We start from the raw sequence: 18,291 nt of genomic DNA on the forward strand, positions 1-18,291 counted from the left end.
ATTGGCGCTCGTGTAGTTAAAAAAACGACAAACAGGATCAGTTATGCAACCGATTGGTGGTGGTGCCCGCAACGGCATACTTTCGTTAACGATCAAAGACAAGGCCGTACTTTATGCCGCATACATGCCATTCGTAAAAAATGGCGGCATGTTTATCCCGACTAACAAGACCTATAAATTGGGCGACGAAGTATTTATGTTGCTGAGTTTAATGGATGAACCGGAGAAGATTCCGGTTGCCGGCAAAGTCGTCTGGGTAACACCAAAAGGTGCTCAGGGAAACCGGGCGGCGGGAATCGGTGTGCAGTTTAGCGATCAGGATAATACTGCTATCAACAAAATCGAAAATTACCTCGCTGGCATGCTCAGTTCAGACAAACCTACGCATACCATGTAAAATTCTTTACTCTTGATATGCGCAAAGCCAGGTCATGCCTGGCTTTGCTATTTTTATCGCCCGTACTTCTGTGAGTTGCCATGTTAATTGATTCCCACTGCCACCTTGATCGCCTAAAGCTTGATCCCTATGGCGGCGATTTAAGTGCTGCTATTGCCGCTGCCCATGAGCGCGGCATCCAACAAATGTTATGTATCGGTATTAGTTTGGAGAACATCCAAACGGTGATTGATATTGCCCATGCGCATCCACGTGTAGTCGCGTCAGTTGGTGTTCATCCCTGTGATGTAAAAGAAGGGGCGGCAACTGCAGAGCAATTAATTAATTGGGCATCACAACCCAAAGTGGTTGCGCTAGGTGAAACGGGTTTGGACTATCACTACGAAACCGAAAGTAAATATATCCAGCACGAAAGTTTTGCATTGCATTTGAGCGTTGGTAAACAAATTGGTCTGCCCATTGTGGTGCATACCCGCGAAGCCAAAGCCGATACCCTTGCCTTGATTAAAACGCACGGCAGCCTTGAACACAGCGGTGTGCTGCATTGTTTCACCGAGGATTGGGATATGGCCAAAGCCGCGCTGGATCTGAATTACTATATTTCGATTTCCGGTATTGTCACGTTCAAAACGGCTGAACAAATCCGCGATGTGGTGCGCAATATGCCAATCGATCGGTTGTTGGTGGAAACGGATTCGCCGTACCTCGCTCCAATTCCTTATCGCGGCAAACCTAACGAGCCGAAATACGTGCGCGAAGTTGCGCAGTTTGTGGCAGATGTACGCGGAATTCCGCTGCAAGAACTTGCGGAAAAAACTACCGAAAATTTTTATCGTTTGTTTGGTAAAGCGAAACAGTATTTGCCAGCTTAAAAACTCCGTCGTCATCCTCGCGTAGCGGGGATCCAGCTTTTAAAAGAGAAACAACATGAACGCCCAACAAATTAAAATCATGCTCGAACTGCAAGATGCCATGAATACCAAGGTGAATGCCAATTGGAAACAACAAGGCTATGAATGGTATCGCGCCATATGGGTGGAGTGTGCCGAGTTGATGGATCATTACGGTTGGAAATGGTGGAAAAAACAATCGCCCGATACCGAGCAAGTGGCATTAGAGCTGATTGATATCTGGCACTTTGGCTTGAGTATTTTGCTGCAGTCCGGCGCCGCTGTAGACGACATTGTTGCGCGCCTGCAAGGCGAGTTAGTTATTGCGACAGATGAACAAGATTTCCGTCTTGATTTGGAAAAGTTTGTCGCTGCTACTTTAGCCTATCGCCAATTTCACATCGGTTTATTCGCACGCTTAATGGCAGGTGTGGATATGAGTTTTGAGCAGCTCTATCGCGGTTACGTTGGTAAAAATGTACTCAATTTCTTCCGTCAGGATCACGGTTATAAAGACGGCAGCTACCGTAAGCACTGGCATGATGGCCGGGAAGATAATGAGCATTTGGTCGAAGCTGTGCTCAGTTTGGACGCGACCAAAGTTGAGTTCAAAGACGAGTTATATCAAGCATTGGCTCTGCGCTATCAAGAGTAAAACTTGACGAAGGATGCACTGGAGGCAGTCCATGACGCGCACGCGCACGCGTGCAGGCTTCGTTTGGTTTGCCTTCTTCATCCAAAATATTAAATTCGCGGCAAGTGCTTGAGCGATTTTCATAAATGCTACAGCTAACCGCTGAACCCACATCCCCTGTCAATGCAGTACAGCGAGCAGGATTAGTTTCTGTTCCCTTCATACAGGCATGGTGCGGACTGATCTGTACTGTCAGTTCATCAGGGACCAGACCGCCTGTGCTCTGACATTCACCCCAATAAAAAGATACGCGAAAGTGGGCACAGCAAGCCCCACAGCTAAGGCACGGCGATTCCTGACTCATTTAAATTCACACAAAGGGTTTTTAGGTAGGGAGAATCCCTGACTGCTCAAGAGAACTCTTGATGGGTGCTGATTGTGCTGCATCGGTTGAAATTTTCAAGTGGTTAAGGAAGCTTTATTTTTGCTCATTGAATCACCATTCGGCACTTGGCGTTTTTGTCGCTGTTAAATAGGGAGTGAATCACATGATTGGTTAACGATTGAAACCAAATCTCGTTTGATCCGTCAGATCCATACAGTTTGTAAAAAAGGAGTAAAGGGTATGACTGCACGTAAAGTTGATATTGCAATTATTGGCGCAGGTACAGCAGGGTTAAGTGCTTATCGCGCTGCCAAAAAATACACCGATAACCTTGTGCTTATTGAAGCGGCCCAACATGGAACCACCTGCGCTCGAGTCGGGTGTATGCCAAGTAAATTGCTGATTGCAGCTGCTGAGTATGCCCATCATGGTCAGCAAGGCGATATTTTTGGTGTGAGTTATGCGCCTCCGGTTATTAATGGTGCGGCGGTAATGCAGCGAGTGCGTAGGGAGCGTGATAGGTTTGTAAATTCTGTCATTGAATCCGTTGATGAGTTTCCTGACAACCACAAACTTAATGGTTATGCAAAATTTGTCTCGCCAACAGAATTAGAGGTAACACAAACAGGTGGCAACAGCATAAAAGTAGATGCAGCGCGCATTATTATCGCGACGGGTTCTTCGCCATTCATTCCCAATTTTCTAACAACTGCCGGGAAACGCGTAGTGCCAAGTGACGATCTTTTTGAATGGCAGGATTTGCCATCATCAATTGCAATTTTTGGCCCGGGCGTCATTGGTTTGGAGCTTGGTCAAGCATTAAGTCGATTAGGTGTCAGGGTAGTACTTTTTGGCCGGAGTGGTGAGCTTGCAGTAATTCAGGATGCGGCTATCAGTCACTATGCCGATATAGAATTTAATCGCGAGTTTTATTTGGACCTGAATGCGGAAATTAAAACTGTTCGGGAAGAAAAAAATGCCATAGCGATTGAGTATCGCCATCGCGAAAAAGGCATGATTGAAGAAACGTTTAATTATGTATTAGCAGCAACAGGTCGTCGTCCGAATATCGAAGGGCTGGCACTGGAAAATTCGGGCCTGGAATTAGATGGCAAGGGGACTCCTCTTTATAACCGCTATACCGGCCAATGTGGAAACTCCTCTATTTATATTGCCGGTGATGCTTCTAGCGATGTTCCTTTGTTGCATGAGGCGGCGGATGAAGGGCGCATCGCCGGTGGGAATGCAGGCCGCTCTTTACGCAACCCGGATGACATTCGCGCTGGTACTCGCCGCACGCCGTTGAGTATTGTGTTTACGGATCCGCAAATCGCCAGTGTTGGGCAGAATCTGGAATCAGTGAGGAAAAATTGTAGTAATTGTTATGCCATCGGTGAAGTCAGTTTTGAGAATCAGGGACGAGCCGCCGTCATCAATAAAAACCGCGGGTTATTGCGTGTGTATGGCGAGCAGGGGAGTGGGTTACTGCTGGGGGCTGAAATGTTTGGTCCGGCGGCAGAGCATATTGCTCACCAACTGGCATGGGTTATCCAGTTGCGGTTAACCGTGCAGGAGGTGTTAGAGCTGCCGTTTTATCATCCCGTTCTTGAGGAGGGGGTGCGAACAGCGTTACGCGATTTACATCAAAAATTGCACATGGGTAGTGCAACGGGGAATTCCTGCCTGGATTGTGGGCCCGGTGCTTGAGTGGGTGGCAGGGTGTAAATATCCAGTTAATCTCGCGAATCTCTCTCATTTAGTGTGATTCTTGGGGTGAATTTTTCACCCAAATGCCTATAATGCTCGCCCGTCTTATCAGTAAAACCCAGGCACACAATGCCGAACTTTCGTTTCCTTCCAATATCACCCGAATAAATGGAGTCTCATCGTGAAAGCACCTGTAAGAGTTACCGTCACTGGCGCCGCAGGCCAAATCAGCTACTCATTGTTGTTCCGCATTGCCGCTGGCGACATGTTAGGTAAAGATCAACCCGTTATCCTGCAATTGCTGGAAATCACCCCGGCACTGAAAGCGCTGCAAGGTGTAGCCATGGAATTGGACGACTGTGCATTCCCCTTGTTGGCTGGCATTGTGACCACTGATGATCCAACTGTAGCTTTCAAAGATACTGATTACGCGCTGTTGGTAGGGGCACGTCCACGCGGCCCAGGTATGGAGCGTAAAGATTTGCTGGCTGCTAACGCCGCAATCTTCTCGGTGCAAGGCAAGGCAATCAATGACCATGCCTCACGCAACATCAAAGTATTGGTAGTTGGCAACCCCGCAAACACCAATGCCCTGATCGCTCAGCGCAACGCGCCGGACATCAACCCACGTCAATTTACTGCAATGACCCGTTTGGATCACAACCGTGCACTGTCACAGTTGGCGACCAAAACCGGCACCAGCATCAACAACATTACCAAGGCATTGATCTGGGGCAACCACTCATCTACCCAATACCCAGACCTGCACAATACATTGGTTGATGGCAAACCAGCACTGAGCTTGGTGGATCAAGCTTGGTACGAAGCAGATTACATCCCAACCGTACAACAACGTGGTGCTGCCATTATTGCTGCGCGCGGTGCTTCGTCTGCTGCTTCTGCTGCTAACGCAGCAATCAACCACATCCGTGATTGGGCATTGGGTACTCCAGCAAACGATTGGACCAGCATGGGCGTATACAGCGACGGCTCTTACGGCATTGAAAAAGGCCTGATCTACTCATTCCCCGTTGTGTGCAAAAACGGTGACTGGGAAATCGTGCAAGGTTTGGATATCAATGAATTCTCGCGCGCTCGCATGACCGCTACCGAGAAAGAATTGCAAGAAGAGCGCGATGCAGTAAAAGAATTGCTGCCTGCGTAATTAGCAATTAACTAAAAAAATGCCGCTGTTTTGCGAAAAACAGCGGCATTTTTTTATGGGCACTTAATAATTAAACTTGTTTGAATTCCATCCACGCACTTTTGCTGGTGCCAGCGGTTAAGTGCCATTTTTCACTGAGCACAGCGCCGCGCTCAACGCAGATATAAAACTGCTCCTGACCTTCGCCAATATCGGCAATTTTCGCGGCGGCTTCCTGACCAGGATTCCACACTACAACGCTGGGGCAATCGCTGTGAGTGATTTCAATGGAAGGCGAGCCACTGATGCGAACGCTGTTATCGATAGCGGGATAAACGCGATCTACGGGTCCAGTAAAACTGACATCACCAGATTGATGTTTTGCTGCGTAGTTTTCAAAGTTGTCTAAATAAGTGCGCTCAGCCAAGCCGAGCACCTGCACATCAGTTAGCGAGCTGATGCGATGGTAGTTGTGCATAGCCCAGCTGCAGTCAAAGTCTTCGGTGTCGGTATTGTTGATAGTTAATTCAAGTTTGGCGCTGGTCCCCAGTGTGATACGCAATTCGGCGGAAAAATCGTAGGGGAACAATTCATTCGCGTCGCTCAGGAATAAAAATTCCAGCTCAACAGCGCCATCACTCAACAGGTGCGCTCCCCCCAATTCCCAAAAACTATTGCGAGCAAATCCATGTTTGGGTTTGTCCGGGTAGGCTTGATTGACCCCAAACCATGGCAAGCACAGTGGAACACCGCCACGCAGAGCGACGCCGGGGGTAAAGTCGCAATTGGGGCTCAGCCAGAGTAGAGGGTCGCCCTCGATGGTTTTAAATTCGAGTAAATGGGCGCCTTGCAGGGATATAACTGCACTGCACAGGGCGGTTTCCACGATGAGAAGTGGCAAGCCTGCGCCCATGGCATTGGGGTAGTGGGCATTGCTAGTGGTGAGACGTAAAAAGTCGGTTTTGGCAACGAGTTGTTCAAGGCGCTGGGTGCTTGCGGCATCGGGTGTATTAATGTGCATGGAGGCTACCATTCAGGTGACGAGTGGCTTGGATTCTATAGAAAACTGCGCCAGCTCACAGCCAAATTTTTTGGTTTTGTGGCCTCTAAAACAGTATGATGCGCGCCTTTTCGATAATTCTGATTTTGTAAGTAGGTATTTGCGTGAGTAGAACCAGGTTTACGGGTGAAGCGGCTTTTGTAATAGGCCAACGCTGGATAAGTGAGTCAGAGGCAGATTTGGGGTTGGGCATAGTCCTGGACGTGGCCAATCGTCGTTTAACCTTGAGCTTCCCCGCTGCGGGCGAGCGTCGCACCTATGCGATGGACAATGCACCGGTAAGCCGGGTTAAGTATGAAGTGGGCGAAAAAGTTCGCCATCAGGACGGTACTAAAATTCAGATCACCCGCATCGTGGAGCAGGCCGGCTGCTTGATGTATATCGGGCTCACCAAAGACGACGAAGAGTTTGCTATTCCCGAATTTGAATTGGATAGTTTTGTTCAGTTCAGCACGCCACGTGATCGTTTATTTGCCGGTCAAATCGATAAACACACCCACTTTACATTGCGCTACCAAACACTTCACTACCAAAACCAGCATCGCCAATCACCTATGTTTGGCTTGGCAGGGCCGCGTGTGCAACTGTTGCCGCATCAGTTATATATCGCCAGTGAAGTCTCCCAGCGTCATGCGCCACGGGTATTGTTGGCCGATGAAGTGGGCTTGGGTAAAACTATTGAAGCAGGCTTGATTTTGCATCAACAAATCATGAGTGGTCGCGTACAGCGTGCCTTGATTGTGGTGCCCGCGAGTTTGCAACACCAGTGGCTGGTGGAGATGTTACGTCGCTTTAATTTTGCGTTCACGCTGCTGGATGAAGCCCGTTGTAATGCACTGGTCGGGTTAGATAGCGTGGAAGAGTCAGTGGATTATATCGATGACTTTGTCGATGCTGATTTTAAAGGTGATGGCAAAGAGAACTTCGAGCAGCAAGCCGATATTAGTAATCCATTTGAAACAGCCCAGCTGGTGATTTGCTCGCTCGATTTCCTTACCAAAAATAATTATCGCTACGAGCAGGCTGTCGCCGCCGAATGGGATTTATTGTTGGTGGATGAAGCGCATCACTTGCAATGGAGCGAAAAAAAACCAAGCAAGGCTTATACCTGTATTGAAGGCTTGGCGCAAAAATCCAAAGGTTTATTGCTGCTCACGGCAACACCGGAACAATTGGGCCTGGAAAGCCATTTCGCCCGTTTGCGTTTACTTGACCCTGATCGCTATTACGATTTGGAAAAATTTATTGCCGAACAAAAAGCTTATCAACCACTGAATGACTTGGTGCAGGAATTATTAAAAGCGCAGAGTGACAGCGCGCAAAAAATTCCTGCCAGTTTAGTGAAATCACTTGGTGATTATTTACCTGCCGAGACGATTGTAGAGTTGCAAGCTCAGGCGGAAAGCCAAACTCTGGGTGCGGCGATTGACACCGCGATCCACTATTTGTTGGATCGCCATGGCACCGGCCGCGTACTATTCCGCAATACGCGTAACTCAGTCACCGGGTTCCCCGAACGTCAATTACATGCGCACGCTTTAACCTTGACTGAGGATGACTTGTTTGCCGTGCAAGCCCAACCATTAGCTGTGCAAATTTGTGCTGAGCAATATTGGCAACAAAAAACTGAAGCTGATTGGTGGGTGCAAGACCCACGCGTAATTTGGTTGGCAGAGTGGTTGCGCCAAAATCGCCGCAAAAAAGTATTGGTGATTTGCGCTAACGCGGATTCTGCACAATCCATCGAAGAATATTTGCGCTTGCGCAAAGGTCTCACTACCGCCGTGTTCCATGAAGGCCTGAACCTGATTGAGCGCGACCGTGCCGCGGCTTATTTTGCGGAAGCGGAAGATGGCGCTCAGGTACTGATTTGTTCGGAGATTGGGAGTGAAGGGCGTAATTTCCAATTCGCTCAAGACTTGGTGCTGTTTGATTTACCTACCAACCCCGATTTATTGGAGCAGCGTATTGGTCGTTTGGATCGTATCGGCCAAACCGCCACCGTCAATATTCATGTGCCTTACTACCAACACTCGGCGCAAGAAAAATTACTCGATTGGTATCATCAAGGTTTAAATGCTTTTGAAAAAACCTGCGCCATAGGGCAGGCGGCCTATGTGCAATTTGTTGATGTCCTTTTGCCCGCGCTAGTGAATAAAGATGAAAATGCTTTCGCGCAGCTGGTTGAAGAAACTCGCATTTTTTCCGCTGCCTTGGTTGCGCAACTGCAGCAAGGGCGCGATCGTTTACTGGAGTTAAATTCCTGCAAACCTGCGCAAGCCGCTGAATTGGTAGCTGCTTTGGCTGAAAACGATGTGAATGCCGCGCTGCCGATTTATATGGAACAGGTGTTTGATAGTTTTGGTATCGACTATGAAAAACACAGTGAAAAAAGTTTGGTATTGCACCCTAGCGATCACATGCGTATTGAGCAATTCCCGGGTTTACCCGAGGGTGGTCTGACCGTTACTTACGACCGCCAGCAGGCGCTGTCGCGCGAGGACATGCAGTTCTTGACTTGGGAGCACCCCTTGGTGCGCGGCGCTCAGGATCTGGTATCGCTCAGTGAATTTGGCAATACCGCGTTTTGTACCCTGAAGTTGCCGCCGTTAAAGCCCGGCACACTGATGCTGGAAGCCTTGTTTGTATTGCATTGCCCAGCGCCTGCTGAATTGCAGTTATTCCGCTATATGCCACAATCCTTATTACGGGTATTGCTGGATGACAAGGGCAAGGACTTATCGAATGTGCTGGGCATTACCCAATTGAGTAAGCTCCTGCAAAAAGTGCCACGGAATAATGCGCAAGATCTGGTGCGTCACGCCCGCCCAACCTTGACGACCATGGTGCAAAAGGCGGAAGAAATTACTCATGCCAAACAGGCTGAGTTGATTGCGGAAGCGCAAGCAAAAGTCAGTGAGCAATTAAATGGTGAGCTGGCGCGCATGAAAGCGCTTAAAGCGGTGAACCCAAATGTTCGTCAGGAAGAGATTGATTATTTGGCGCAGCGCTTAGCGGCCAGCCAACACTTTTTGGCGCAGGCGAAAATCCGCCTGGATGCACTGCGTGTGGTCATGACGATTTGATTTTATAAAAACAGGATAAAAATTATGTATATCTTCTCCGCTAATGGCCGCGCCAAGCGTGCATTTGACGATATCAAAGAAGGGCAGATGGTCCCTTTTATTGTATACATCAACTTTAAGGATTTATTCGGTGCTGAACACTTATGCAAACTGTATTTGATGCGTGCAGGTTTTATGGAAATCCAAATCGAAAACCGTAAGCTGGTGCCGAGTAATTTGACTAGTGATCCACGTGTCATTGCGGCCGACAAGGCAATGGCTGAAGCGCTAAAAGATGGCTATATGATTCAAATGTTTGACGAGTAACTTGGCTCGCTGTTTGTGTTGGAATGGTTAATAGTTGAACTTTAGATTGACCGGTGAGTCTAGATTCGATCTTGTTCTATCGAATCCAGGCTCACAAGTATGTTGGCTGATCCCACTTATGTCAGGGAAGTTGATCTTTCCCGCTTCGCAAACTCCATTGCAGAGTTAGACGCCCACCCTCGTTCCTATTCCTCCATCCGCTATTTATTGGTTGGCCTGTTTTTTTCTGCATTACTGCATGGTTTCTTATTTTTTTGGCAAATCGATAGTCCTGTGATCGATAGCTCTGTGCTACCCAAATCTGCTCCGCGTATTTATCTCACACTGAACCCAATTGACGTTAAACCGAAAGAAGATATTTTATTGTCAGCTCAACCAGAAAAACCTGTGACTACCAGCGATCTTGCACCAGTATCCGTATCGCCCGCAACCCTTCCGGAAACCGCAATCAGCAGCGATGAATTGCCGTTACCAGTAGAACAAGCGCGAATGATCACCACCTTATCGCGCGATGAAATGCAGGAAATCGACCCTGAGCGCACATCAACAATAGCTCCACAATTGAAGGGTAGTATTGCCGAGAATGTGTTTAACCCTGCATTGCGTGAACGTTTGATTGCCGAAGAAAATAAACCTGATTTGCAGCGCGCTGATGCGGAACTAAAAACCTACAGCGATCCGTCTGGTGCAACAATCGTTGATTTGGGAAATGGTAAATGTTTGCGTTCATCTGTGGTGAGCAGAGTGGGTGAGGTACAAAATTGGTATATGACAGGCTGTGGGGGGAAATCTGAATCCGAACGAATGATGGAGCGGATAAACGAGCGGGTAAATGGGAAATTGCAGTTTGAGGAGTAGGAATTCAATTTATTGAACCCAACCCCAACATTTCATTTTTTGCAATTAAAAAAAGGGCGCAATAAATTGCGCCCTTACGGAATTACTGTTTATTTAGTCAGATTTTTTTGGGCGAAAGCTGGTTTTTTTGCCGTCGCGCTCACCAAAGCGAGGCTTGTCACGGCCACCTTCACGTGGAGCGCCATCTCGGGGGCCAAAGTCACGCTTCTGCTTGCGGCTAAAGTCATCTCCACCGCGTGGGCCAGTGTCTAATGAAATTTCCAATGGACGATTACGCACGCGCACTTTTTTCAATTTTGCCAAAATGTCTTTTGACATGCCGGTTGGTAAATCTACCGTTGAAAACTCATCGTGCAGTTTGATGTGACCGATAAACCGACTCTCGATACCCGCTTCATTAGCAATAGCGCCAACGATGTCGCCAGGGCGAGCTTCGTGATTGCGACCTACTTCAATGCGGTAGCGATCCATGTTCTCGTCATTGCGTTCGCGACGTGGGCGATCTTCACGGGGACCGCGATCGCGTCCACTGTCCCGGCTACTGCGTTCATCGCGACCACCGCGTTCGTCACGGCTGCTGCGCTCACGCTCAGGTTTAATGTCGGTAAATTTCACTTGCAGCGGGCGCTCGCGCTGCAATAAGTAGGCGAGGGCCGAGGCAATTTGTTCTGGCGATACATCATTTTTGTGGCTGTATTCGGCCAGCAAATCATTGAAGAAGGTCAGATCGCCTTGTGCTTGCAAGGTATCGGTAATTTGTTGGGTAAATTGATCGATACGATGTTTGGTAACAGTTGCGCCGCTAGGCAATTCCATCAGTGTAATTGGCTTTTTAGTGGCCTTTTCGATGGTGTAGAGCAGGCGTTTTTCACGCGGAGCAACAAACAGAATTGCTTTACCGCTACGGCCAGCACGACCGGTACGACCAATGCGGTGAACGTAAGCTTCGCTATCGTAAGGGATATCGTAGTTCACCACGTGGCTCACACGTTCAACGTCGATACCGCGTGCGGCAACGTCGGTCGCGATAACGATATCAAGCTTGTTGGTTTTCAACCGCTCGATAGTGCGCTCACGCAATTGTTGGTTCATGTCACCATTTAATGCAGCTGCAGAGTAACCGCGCGCTTCCAATTTTTCAGCCAGTTCAACAGTGGCAGTTTTGGTGCGCACAAAAATAATCATGCCGTCGAAAGGCTCAACTTCCAGAATGCGTGTAAGCGCATCAAGTTTGTTGGTGCCACTTACCATCCAATACACTTGTTCGATATTGGCATCGGTTGATTGGCTGCTGGCGATTTTAATTTCGGTAGCGTTATTCAAATAGTTGTTGCATACATGGCGAATTTCTTTCGGCATGGTGGCAGAGAACAATGCGGTTTGACGGGTTTTTGGGGTGTGTTCCAAAATCCATTCAACATCATCGATAAAACCCATGCGCAACATTTCGTCGGCTTCGTCGAGCACCAACGCTTTCAGATTGTTGAGGTTCAAGCTGCCGCGACGCAAGTGATCCATCACGCGGCCCGGTGTACCTACCACCACGTGGGCGCCACGCTTTAATGAGCGCAACTGGGTAGTCATTTCCTGGCCCCCGTAAATCGGCAGCACATGGAAGCCAGGAATTTCACTGGCGTATTTTTGGAAAGCTTCAGCAACCTGAATCGCGAGTTCACGCGTTGGTGCCAATACCAAAATTTGTGGCTCTGCTTGTTTGGTGTCGATACGTGACAACAAAGGCAAGGCAAATGCCGCTGTTTTACCGGTGCCAGTCTGAGCCATACCTAAAATGTCGCCGCCCGCAAGTAATACAGGGATAGCAGCAGCTTGAATTGGGGATGGTTGTTCGTAGCCCACCTTTTGAATGGCGCGCATTACGGGTTCAGAAAGGGCTAAATCGGCAAACATAATAGTTTCAGACATGTAATAACCTGTTTTGAGTAAACATGATAATCAAGCGCAAACCATGCCAGCGAAACAGTTCAAAAACTGTACCAGCGATTTACGGTTTGATTCTTATAAGTTCTAAAGGGTGTTTGCAAAAGTCATCGCCAATTAACGAGCACATAAAAAGCGCAACGCAAAAAGTAAGGCGATAGTGAATGGGCAAACACAATAAAGTGGGAGCGATGATTGGATCGCTATGCGTATGAACTACATACCAGGCGTTAAGTGCCTGTGAAAATGCCTGTGAAAATAACTCGTGTGAGTCAGGGCACAAGGGCAATCATAAAAAGCGATTTAATCAACAAATTCCCGCGTAGTCTGCAAGCAGACACAGCTACAATCCACAACATCCATATTGCAAAACCGATTGTATACTTTGGGGCAGGCTGAATAGATTGTGGAGCAGAATCGATCAGCGTGAATAGTTACCAAGATGGTAAACCGGCAGCCCTCAGACATCCGTCTGTATCAGCATTACCCCGGCAAGACATTCACGATCAAGGAAGGGGGTCACTGAAAGTGCGCGAATTATAGGGACTTAGCCGTCCCAAGGCCAGTTAAATTTGATGCGCGTCGCAAAAAACTACTGAGTAGTTCTAATCAGGAATCGCTAAATAGCGAGGGCGCGACTGTATTGTCGCGGCACCGGGCGTTACACTCAGCGACCTTAAATGACAGAAGTTGGCTCGTTTTACAGGACAGATTATGGCTGAACGGCATATTTCAACGACGGCACTGGCTCGCCTCATCGGCAAAGAGAGTAAGGAGCTATTTGTGCTGCTCACCACCGGTGGTTGGATCGTCAAGGTTGATAACCATTGGCAATTGACCGAGAAGGGCAAGTTTGAGGGCGGGATTTATGTTAACCACCCCAAATACGGCGAGTACATTGCGTGGCCTGAAGCTATTCAGCATCATCATTTATTAAAGCTATTGCCTGAAGCCCCTTTGAGTGCGACTAATCTCGCGCACAAGTGGGATATTCCTGCGCGCCTTGTGAATTTACTGCTGGCGGAAAAGGGTTTGATTTCGCGCTACGTGCGCGGTTGGCAGTTGACTGAGCGCGGCAAAAAACTGGGGGGGCAACAACATGAGGCCGACTCGGGGGTGCCGTTTGTAACCTGGCCTGAAACGATTCTGGATGATCCTGATCTGATTGCTGCACTGCTGCAAATTGTGGGCGATGATCGTGTTGATACTCATCCAACCATGGATGGCCACAGCGTTAACAATGCTATGCAGCGCCGCATTGACAATTGGTTGTATCTAACGCGCACCAGTCATGCGCGGGATTACCGTTTGCAGTGGGGTGTGGAGTACGCGATCGCCGATTTTTATATTCCAGAGCTGGGGCTGTGTGTCGAATGTTGGGCCGATCAATTGGGTCAAGAGCAAAACCGCGCGGCGGTTATTGGCGATGAATTGGAAAAACACCAACTCTATAAAAAATACAAAGTCGCTTATATAGAGTTTCGCGATGAAAACATTCATCAAGTCGATGAAATCCTGGCGCGCGAGATGCTGCGTCGCGGTGTTGCTATTTATTAATCCTATCGTTCAATTAATGGTAAAAGTTTAAAGAGGAGCTATTAATGGCCAGTGTATTTAGTTTGATTATGGAAGGAAAAATCCCCGGCAATTTTGTATGGAAGGACGACAAAGCCGTTGCGATTTTGACGATTCAACCTATTCGCCAAGGTCATGTCCTGGTAATTCCACGGGAAGAAATTGATCAGTGGAGTGATCTGCCATTGGATCTCGCTGCGCACTTGATGCAAGTGAGTCACAAAATCGCCAATGCATTAAAGGTCGCTTATCCTGCCACGCGTGTGGGTTTTATGATCGCCGGTCTTGAAGTTCCTCATACTCACATTCATTTGGTGCCAATGGATTCAATGGATGATCTAAGTTTTGCGTTTGCAAAAAATGCGGATGGGGAAGCACTAAAACAAACAGCGGAAAAAATTCGCGAGGTTTTGCATAAGCAAGGGCACAGTGAATCCAAAGTGTAAGGCTTGGTAGTTGCCGACCATGAACTTACTTTTACCACCTAATGGCGCATTGTTTTGGTTGGCTACAGCGATCAGTTTGCCGACGCTGCTGCTGGCAGTCCGCTATGCGCCATGGACACAACTGTTTATTAATCAGACACGACAACATATTTTATTCGCGACTATATTGGCACTGGCGTTGTTGTGGTTGTTGCAAGTGGAAGTGCGTGCAACGCTGGCTATTCACCCTTTACTTATAACAGTTACCGCAATGGTATTTGGGTGGAGCTTTGCACTACTTATTGGTGTTTGTGCGCTGGTGGTATTGGAGTGCTATCAACTACCGTTGCGTGCAGTACATATGGATTGGGATGTGGCTTTAGCCCAGTTTGATTTAAGTGCATTGCCGGTAGATTTTTGTTTGAGTGTTCTAGTGCCAGCGAGTTGGGCCTGGTGTGTGTTATGGCTGGTTGATCGCTGGAAGTTTAAAAATCCATTCACCTATTTCTGGGGTGTTGGCTTTTTTGGCGCCATGCTTAGTTGCCTGCTAGTGGGAGCGGCGGCACTTACATTGTTTGCATTAACCGCTAGTGATGTGCATTTGAACAGTACACGCGAACACTTTTTTGTTTTTTTATTAATGATGTTTCCTGAAGGTTTTATTAACGGATTAATTGCAACCGTGATGACTGTACTTTATCCGGATTTGGTTAAAACCTATCGCGACGACTGGTACCTGAAAGATTGATCCCCAGTCATCGCGCGCCGAACTAGATTACAGCTTCATAAACAAAAATATAATCAAATCAAGTTCCAAGCAAGGTCGCAATTCCCAATAAAATAAACAGCACACAAGCCGCTTTGTGGGCAAAGCCGAGCGGCAGTTTATCCATGAGCCATTTTCCTGCAAAAATGACTGGCACGTTAGCTAACAGCATGCCTAAGGTTGTACCGGCAATAACGGCGCAGGTCATCCACATATCTGCATTGAATTTTGCAGCCAATATCACGGTGGCAATTTGGGTTTTATCGCCAATCTCTGCCAGAAAAAATAATACCAGTGTTGCTACAAATGGACCGTAGTTGGCGAGACGGCCCATATTGTCATCTTCTTTGTCGGGAATTAACAACCAGAGGCCGATGACAAAAAAACTGCCGGCGATAATCCAGCGAATCCATTCGGTGGGGATAACATCTGCGAGCACGGTACCAAGCCAAGCGGAAAGTGCATGATTTATCAATGTCGCAATTAATACGCCCAAGCTAATGATATAAGGGCGGCCGTAACGGGCAGCAAGAAAAAGTGCGAGTAACTGGGTTTTATCGCCAATTTCTGCAATAGCGACAGCGAGGGTTGAACTGAGAAAAGCTTCCATTAGATTTTCCAGGGCGGGATGAAATACATGAGATACGGCCACATCCCGCCCGGGGCTGTAGCTGTATCTCAGGTCTCATCAATCCGAAGTGTGCTGTTGGTGCAGCACTACAAAGGACGCTTTTGCCATGCCGTAGGTGCGCTCTTAATCAAGAAAACAATTTTGATAAAGAGTGCGGCAAGTTTGTTGACAAAAGCGCTCAGTGGTTTTTTGATAATGATTATCAAATTTACTGGAGCAGATTACTCCCCCGAGAGGAGCTGCGAATTATAGTGATGCGCTACGCACTCGGCAAGCACCTAATTTGTGCGAGGTAAGCGGTACATTATCCCGCCATCGTAGGGGAGTTTGGGTAGGTGCTTTTCCATCAATAAAATTGCATCATCGTAGATTTTTTTCACGTTTGGCGCTGAGCCAATTTCCATGCGGCGTGACAACATAGTGACCGGAAACAAACACTCATTGGTATTTTTAACGCAGAGCGCGCGGCTCCTACCAACTTCATCCTCGTACACTTTCCATGCAAAAGTATTTGGAAAATCAGCCAGCATCACGTTGCCGAGCACAACTCCCATTGCTTGCTGGGTTGCATAATCATCGCGTGCCACCCAGGCACCATCTACAAGGCGTTGTAATAATTGTAAATCAGAGAGATCGCGACGGATGGTGCTGCCTATTTTGGTTTGAGCCAGTTCATTGACTGACGTTATTTCCTGCTCCATTTTGTTGTGATCCATCCAGCCCAATTCTTTGATGCTAATTTCTTTTTCTTCGGAAAGTGGTTTTTTATTGTTTTCGGAAACGACATTTAATGGTGTGTACTGGGCAACACAAATATTTGCAGTGAAAAGTATTGCGAGTGCGATAATAAGTTTACTTTTTTTCATAAATACCTCTTGCAAGAAAAACTATATTTAATGCTTGGTCGATGCTTCATCGCTACTGGTGCGGTTCTCTGCTGCAGTAAAAATTAAGGGCTGTGGATTTACGCTTTCCCAAGGGGCTGAGAAGCCATTGTTAGTGATGATATGAAGGTGACGCATTTTTAATTGTCGCGGCTCAGCGAGCCCGCAGGAATGAGCAATCATCGCAACACTTTTACTCAGGTTGCGCTGATAAGAAGCCACTCGCTCGGCTTTATCAGTTGTGTCCAGGCCTTTTTGCAATTTGGTGTTGTGGGTGGTAATGCCGGTGGGGCAGGTATTTTTATGGCATTGCATTGCCTGAATACAGCCCAGCGCAAACATAAAGCCACGCGCGCTATTCACGAAATCAGCACCACAGGCCAGCGCCCAAGCCACCATATGGGGGGTAATCAACTTACCGGCCACAATGATTTTAATACGCTCTTTCAAGCCTGCTTGCTCCAGAAGTGCTGCCAGCCACGGCAAGCTCTCTTTAATCGGCAAGCCGACATGGTCCAACAATGGTTGTGGTGCTGCGCCGCTGCCACCATCGGCGCTATCCAGGGTGATGAAATCCGGCGCGGATTCAATGCCTTGCACGCGTATTTCATTGATCAAATCAACCAACCAGGTTTTTTCGCCGAGCACCGCTTTAAAGCCGACGGGTTTGCCTGTTACTTTGCGGATATGGTTGACCATTGCCAACAAATCAATCACCGAGTGAATGTCAGTGTGGCCATTAGGGCTGATGGATGCTTGGCCTTGGGCAATTCCACGGATATAAGCGACCTCCGCCGACACTTTTTCTGCGGGCAATATGCCGCCTTTACCGGGCTTGGCACCTTGGCTCAATTTAATCTCGAACATCTTGATTTGCGGGAGGGCTGCAAGTTCCGCCAAACGCTCATCGTTGAGGTTGCCATGTAAATCACGCACGCCGTATTTCGCTGTGCCTATTTGAAAAACCAAATCGCAGTTGCCTTCGAGGTGATAGGGCGACAAGCCACCCTCACCGGTATTGAGCCAGCAGCCCGCTTTGGCCGCACCGCGCGATAAGGCTAGAATTGCCGGACGGGAAATGGCGCCGTAACTCATGCCGGAAACATTAAAAATAGAATTGGTGGTGTAGGGAGTTTTGCAGAAGGGGCCGAGAGTGACTGGGGCGGCGATCAGAGCCTCCTCTTCCTGAACGGGAAATGCAGAGTTCAAAAACAGCAGGGTGCCGGGCTGGTTCAGGTTGAGGGTGGACCCAAAACCCACATTGCTGTCAATATTTTTTGCGGCGCGATAAACCCAGGAGCGGTCTGCGCGATTAAATGGCAATTCCTCGCGATCTTGGGCAAAAAAATATTGACGAAAAAACTCGCCTAAATGCTCGAAAAAATAGCGAAAACGTCCAATAAGTGGATAGTTTTTGCGAATGGTATGTGTATTTTGTGTGATATCGGCAATGTACATAATTGCCAGTGACAACAAGATTAAACCGATAACTGTGATAAACGTTACTTCAAGCCAAGTGAGTAGCTTGAGTGCCCAGTGCATATCTACCATTTGTCATTGAGTCCTGCGCTGAATGAATGCCCCTAGTTTAAGGGGTGCGAAACG

At 47.9% G+C, this 18,291-nt stretch carries 17 protein-coding genes; 11 read left to right on the forward strand and 6 right to left on the reverse strand.

Going from position 1 to position 18,291, the window contains the following annotated elements:
* Positions 1-43 precede the first annotated feature (43 nt).
* The 3 genes from NNX04_RS03135 to NNX04_RS03145 all read left to right on the forward strand — a co-directional run bounded on the left by NNX04_RS03135 (position 44) and on the right by NNX04_RS03145 (position 1,942).
* Positions 44-397, forward strand: a complete 354-nt coding sequence (locus NNX04_RS03135) for a PilZ domain-containing protein (RefSeq protein ID WP_007641447.1) — start codon at positions 44-46, stop codon at positions 395-397.
* An 80-nt stretch (positions 398-477) separates the two neighbouring features.
* Entirely contained in the window at positions 478-1,269 is a 792-nt protein-coding gene (locus tag NNX04_RS03140; protein WP_261947482.1) for a TatD family hydrolase, read from the forward strand.
* Between the two features lie 55 nt (positions 1,270-1,324).
* Positions 1,325-1,942, forward strand: coding sequence for a dUTP diphosphatase (locus tag NNX04_RS03145; protein WP_261947483.1), 618 nt, complete (start codon positions 1,325-1,327; stop codon positions 1,940-1,942).
* On the opposite strand, the gene NNX04_RS03150 is transcribed toward NNX04_RS03145, so the two are convergent.
* Positions 1,896-2,285, reverse strand: a complete 390-nt coding sequence (locus NNX04_RS03150) for a YkgJ family cysteine cluster protein (RefSeq protein WP_261947484.1) — start codon at positions 2,283-2,285, stop codon at positions 1,896-1,898. The two genes, NNX04_RS03145 and NNX04_RS03150, sit on opposite strands and share 47 nt — an antisense overlap.
* Before the next feature lie 261 nt (positions 2,286-2,546).
* Here NNX04_RS03150 and NNX04_RS03155 point away from each other — a divergent pair, with 261 nt between their 5' ends.
* Both NNX04_RS03155 and NNX04_RS03160 read left to right on the forward strand, forming a co-directional pair.
* On the forward strand, positions 2,547-4,013 hold the full coding sequence (locus tag NNX04_RS03155) for a dihydrolipoyl dehydrogenase (RefSeq protein ID WP_261947485.1): 1,467 nt from the start codon (positions 2,547-2,549) through the stop codon (positions 4,011-4,013).
* A 181-nt stretch (positions 4,014-4,194) separates the two neighbouring features.
* On the forward strand, positions 4,195-5,178 hold the full coding sequence (locus NNX04_RS03160) for a malate dehydrogenase (protein WP_007641441.1): 984 nt from the start codon (positions 4,195-4,197) through the stop codon (positions 5,176-5,178).
* Between the two features lie 70 nt (positions 5,179-5,248).
* Here the strand turns inward: NNX04_RS03160 and NNX04_RS03165 are convergent, their stop codons facing one another.
* On the reverse strand, positions 5,249-6,178 hold the full coding sequence (locus tag NNX04_RS03165; protein ID WP_261947486.1) for a D-hexose-6-phosphate mutarotase: 930 nt from the start codon (positions 6,176-6,178) through the stop codon (positions 5,249-5,251).
* 143 nt (positions 6,179-6,321) lie between these two features.
* On the opposite strand from NNX04_RS03165, the gene rapA reads away from it, so the two are divergent.
* The 3 genes from rapA (at position 6,322) to NNX04_RS03180 (ending at position 10,467) form a co-directional block, all read left to right on the forward strand.
* Positions 6,322-9,303 (forward strand): RNA polymerase-associated protein RapA, encoded by a 2,982-nt coding sequence (rapA, locus tag NNX04_RS03170; RefSeq protein ID WP_261947487.1) that lies wholly within the window; start codon positions 6,322-6,324, stop codon positions 9,301-9,303.
* Positions 9,304-9,327: 24 nt separating this feature from the next.
* Complete coding sequence (locus tag NNX04_RS03175) at positions 9,328-9,609, forward strand: hypothetical protein (protein WP_151057855.1); 282 nt, start codon at positions 9,328-9,330, stop codon at positions 9,607-9,609.
* A gap of 99 nt (positions 9,610-9,708) precedes the next feature.
* Positions 9,709-10,467, forward strand: coding sequence for a hypothetical protein (locus tag NNX04_RS03180; protein WP_261947488.1), 759 nt, complete (start codon positions 9,709-9,711; stop codon positions 10,465-10,467).
* Between the two features lie 93 nt (positions 10,468-10,560).
* On the opposite strand, the gene NNX04_RS03185 is transcribed toward NNX04_RS03180, so the two are convergent.
* Positions 10,561-12,390, reverse strand: a complete 1,830-nt coding sequence (locus NNX04_RS03185) for a DEAD/DEAH box helicase (RefSeq protein WP_261947489.1) — start codon at positions 12,388-12,390, stop codon at positions 10,561-10,563.
* Positions 12,391-13,119: 729 nt separating this feature from the next.
* On the opposite strand from NNX04_RS03185, the gene NNX04_RS03190 reads away from it, so the two are divergent.
* The 3 genes from NNX04_RS03190 to NNX04_RS03200 are packed head-to-tail and all read left to right on the forward strand — an operon-like array spanning position 13,120 to position 15,153.
* On the forward strand, positions 13,120-13,962 hold the full coding sequence (locus NNX04_RS03190) for a 4-alpha-glucanotransferase (protein ID WP_261947490.1): 843 nt from the start codon (positions 13,120-13,122) through the stop codon (positions 13,960-13,962).
* 44 nt (positions 13,963-14,006) lie between these two features.
* Positions 14,007-14,426 (forward strand): HIT family protein, encoded by a 420-nt coding sequence (locus NNX04_RS03195; RefSeq protein ID WP_151057849.1) that lies wholly within the window; start codon positions 14,007-14,009, stop codon positions 14,424-14,426.
* A gap of 19 nt (positions 14,427-14,445) precedes the next feature.
* A complete protein-coding gene (locus NNX04_RS03200; RefSeq protein ID WP_261947491.1) occupies positions 14,446-15,153 on the forward strand; it encodes a hypothetical protein in 708 nt (235 codons plus the stop codon).
* A 58-nt stretch (positions 15,154-15,211) separates the two neighbouring features.
* On the opposite strand, the gene NNX04_RS03205 is transcribed toward NNX04_RS03200, so the two are convergent.
* The 3 genes from NNX04_RS03205 to NNX04_RS03215 all read right to left on the reverse strand — a co-directional run bounded on the left by NNX04_RS03205 (position 15,212) and on the right by NNX04_RS03215 (position 18,237).
* Positions 15,212-15,781 (reverse strand): TMEM165/GDT1 family protein, encoded by a 570-nt coding sequence (locus NNX04_RS03205; protein WP_040391752.1) that lies wholly within the window; start codon positions 15,779-15,781, stop codon positions 15,212-15,214.
* A gap of 299 nt (positions 15,782-16,080) precedes the next feature.
* Positions 16,081-16,668 carry a DUF3806 domain-containing protein gene (locus tag NNX04_RS03210; protein WP_157152512.1) on the reverse strand — a complete coding sequence of 196 codons (588 nt, stop codon included), beginning with the start codon at positions 16,666-16,668 and terminating at the stop codon, positions 16,081-16,083.
* Between the two features lie 27 nt (positions 16,669-16,695).
* Positions 16,696-18,237, reverse strand: a complete 1,542-nt coding sequence (locus NNX04_RS03215) for an FMN-binding glutamate synthase family protein (RefSeq protein ID WP_261947492.1) — start codon at positions 18,235-18,237, stop codon at positions 16,696-16,698.
* Positions 18,238-18,291 lie beyond the last annotated feature (54 nt).

The sequence above is a fragment of the Cellvibrio sp. QJXJ genome (assembly GCF_024452345.1).
Classification (GTDB): domain Bacteria; phylum Pseudomonadota; class Gammaproteobacteria; order Pseudomonadales; family Cellvibrionaceae; genus Cellvibrio.

Coding starts and splice junctions, on each gene's coding strand:
- NNX04_RS03135 (WP_007641447.1), top strand. CDS start 44: ATGCAACCGATTGGTGGTGGTGCCCGCAACGGCATACTTTCGTTAACG.
- NNX04_RS03140 (WP_261947482.1), top strand. CDS start 478: ATGTTAATTGATTCCCACTGCCACCTTGATCGCCTAAAGCTTGATCCC.
- NNX04_RS03145 (WP_261947483.1), top strand. CDS start 1,325: ATGAACGCCCAACAAATTAAAATCATGCTCGAACTGCAAGATGCCATG.
- NNX04_RS03150 (WP_261947484.1), bottom strand. CDS start 2,285: ATGAGTCAGGAATCGCCGTGCCTTAGCTGTGGGGCTTGCTGTGCCCAC.
- NNX04_RS03155 (WP_261947485.1), top strand. CDS start 2,547: ATGACTGCACGTAAAGTTGATATTGCAATTATTGGCGCAGGTACAGCA.
- NNX04_RS03165 (WP_261947486.1), bottom strand. CDS start 6,178: ATGCACATTAATACACCCGATGCCGCAAGCACCCAGCGCCTTGAACAA.
- NNX04_RS03175 (WP_151057855.1), top strand. CDS start 9,328: ATGTATATCTTCTCCGCTAATGGCCGCGCCAAGCGTGCATTTGACGAT.
- NNX04_RS03180 (WP_261947488.1), top strand. CDS start 9,709: ATGTTGGCTGATCCCACTTATGTCAGGGAAGTTGATCTTTCCCGCTTC.
- NNX04_RS03185 (WP_261947489.1), bottom strand. CDS start 12,390: ATGTCTGAAACTATTATGTTTGCCGATTTAGCCCTTTCTGAACCCGTA.
- NNX04_RS03190 (WP_261947490.1), top strand. CDS start 13,120: ATGGCTGAACGGCATATTTCAACGACGGCACTGGCTCGCCTCATCGGC.
- NNX04_RS03195 (WP_151057849.1), top strand. CDS start 14,007: ATGGCCAGTGTATTTAGTTTGATTATGGAAGGAAAAATCCCCGGCAAT.
- NNX04_RS03200 (WP_261947491.1), top strand. CDS start 14,446: ATGAACTTACTTTTACCACCTAATGGCGCATTGTTTTGGTTGGCTACA.
- NNX04_RS03205 (WP_040391752.1), bottom strand. CDS start 15,781: ATGGAAGCTTTTCTCAGTTCAACCCTCGCTGTCGCTATTGCAGAAATT.
- NNX04_RS03210 (WP_157152512.1), bottom strand. CDS start 16,668: ATGAAAAAAAGTAAACTTATTATCGCACTCGCAATACTTTTCACTGCA.
- NNX04_RS03215 (WP_261947492.1), bottom strand. CDS start 18,237: ATGGTAGATATGCACTGGGCACTCAAGCTACTCACTTGGCTTGAAGTA.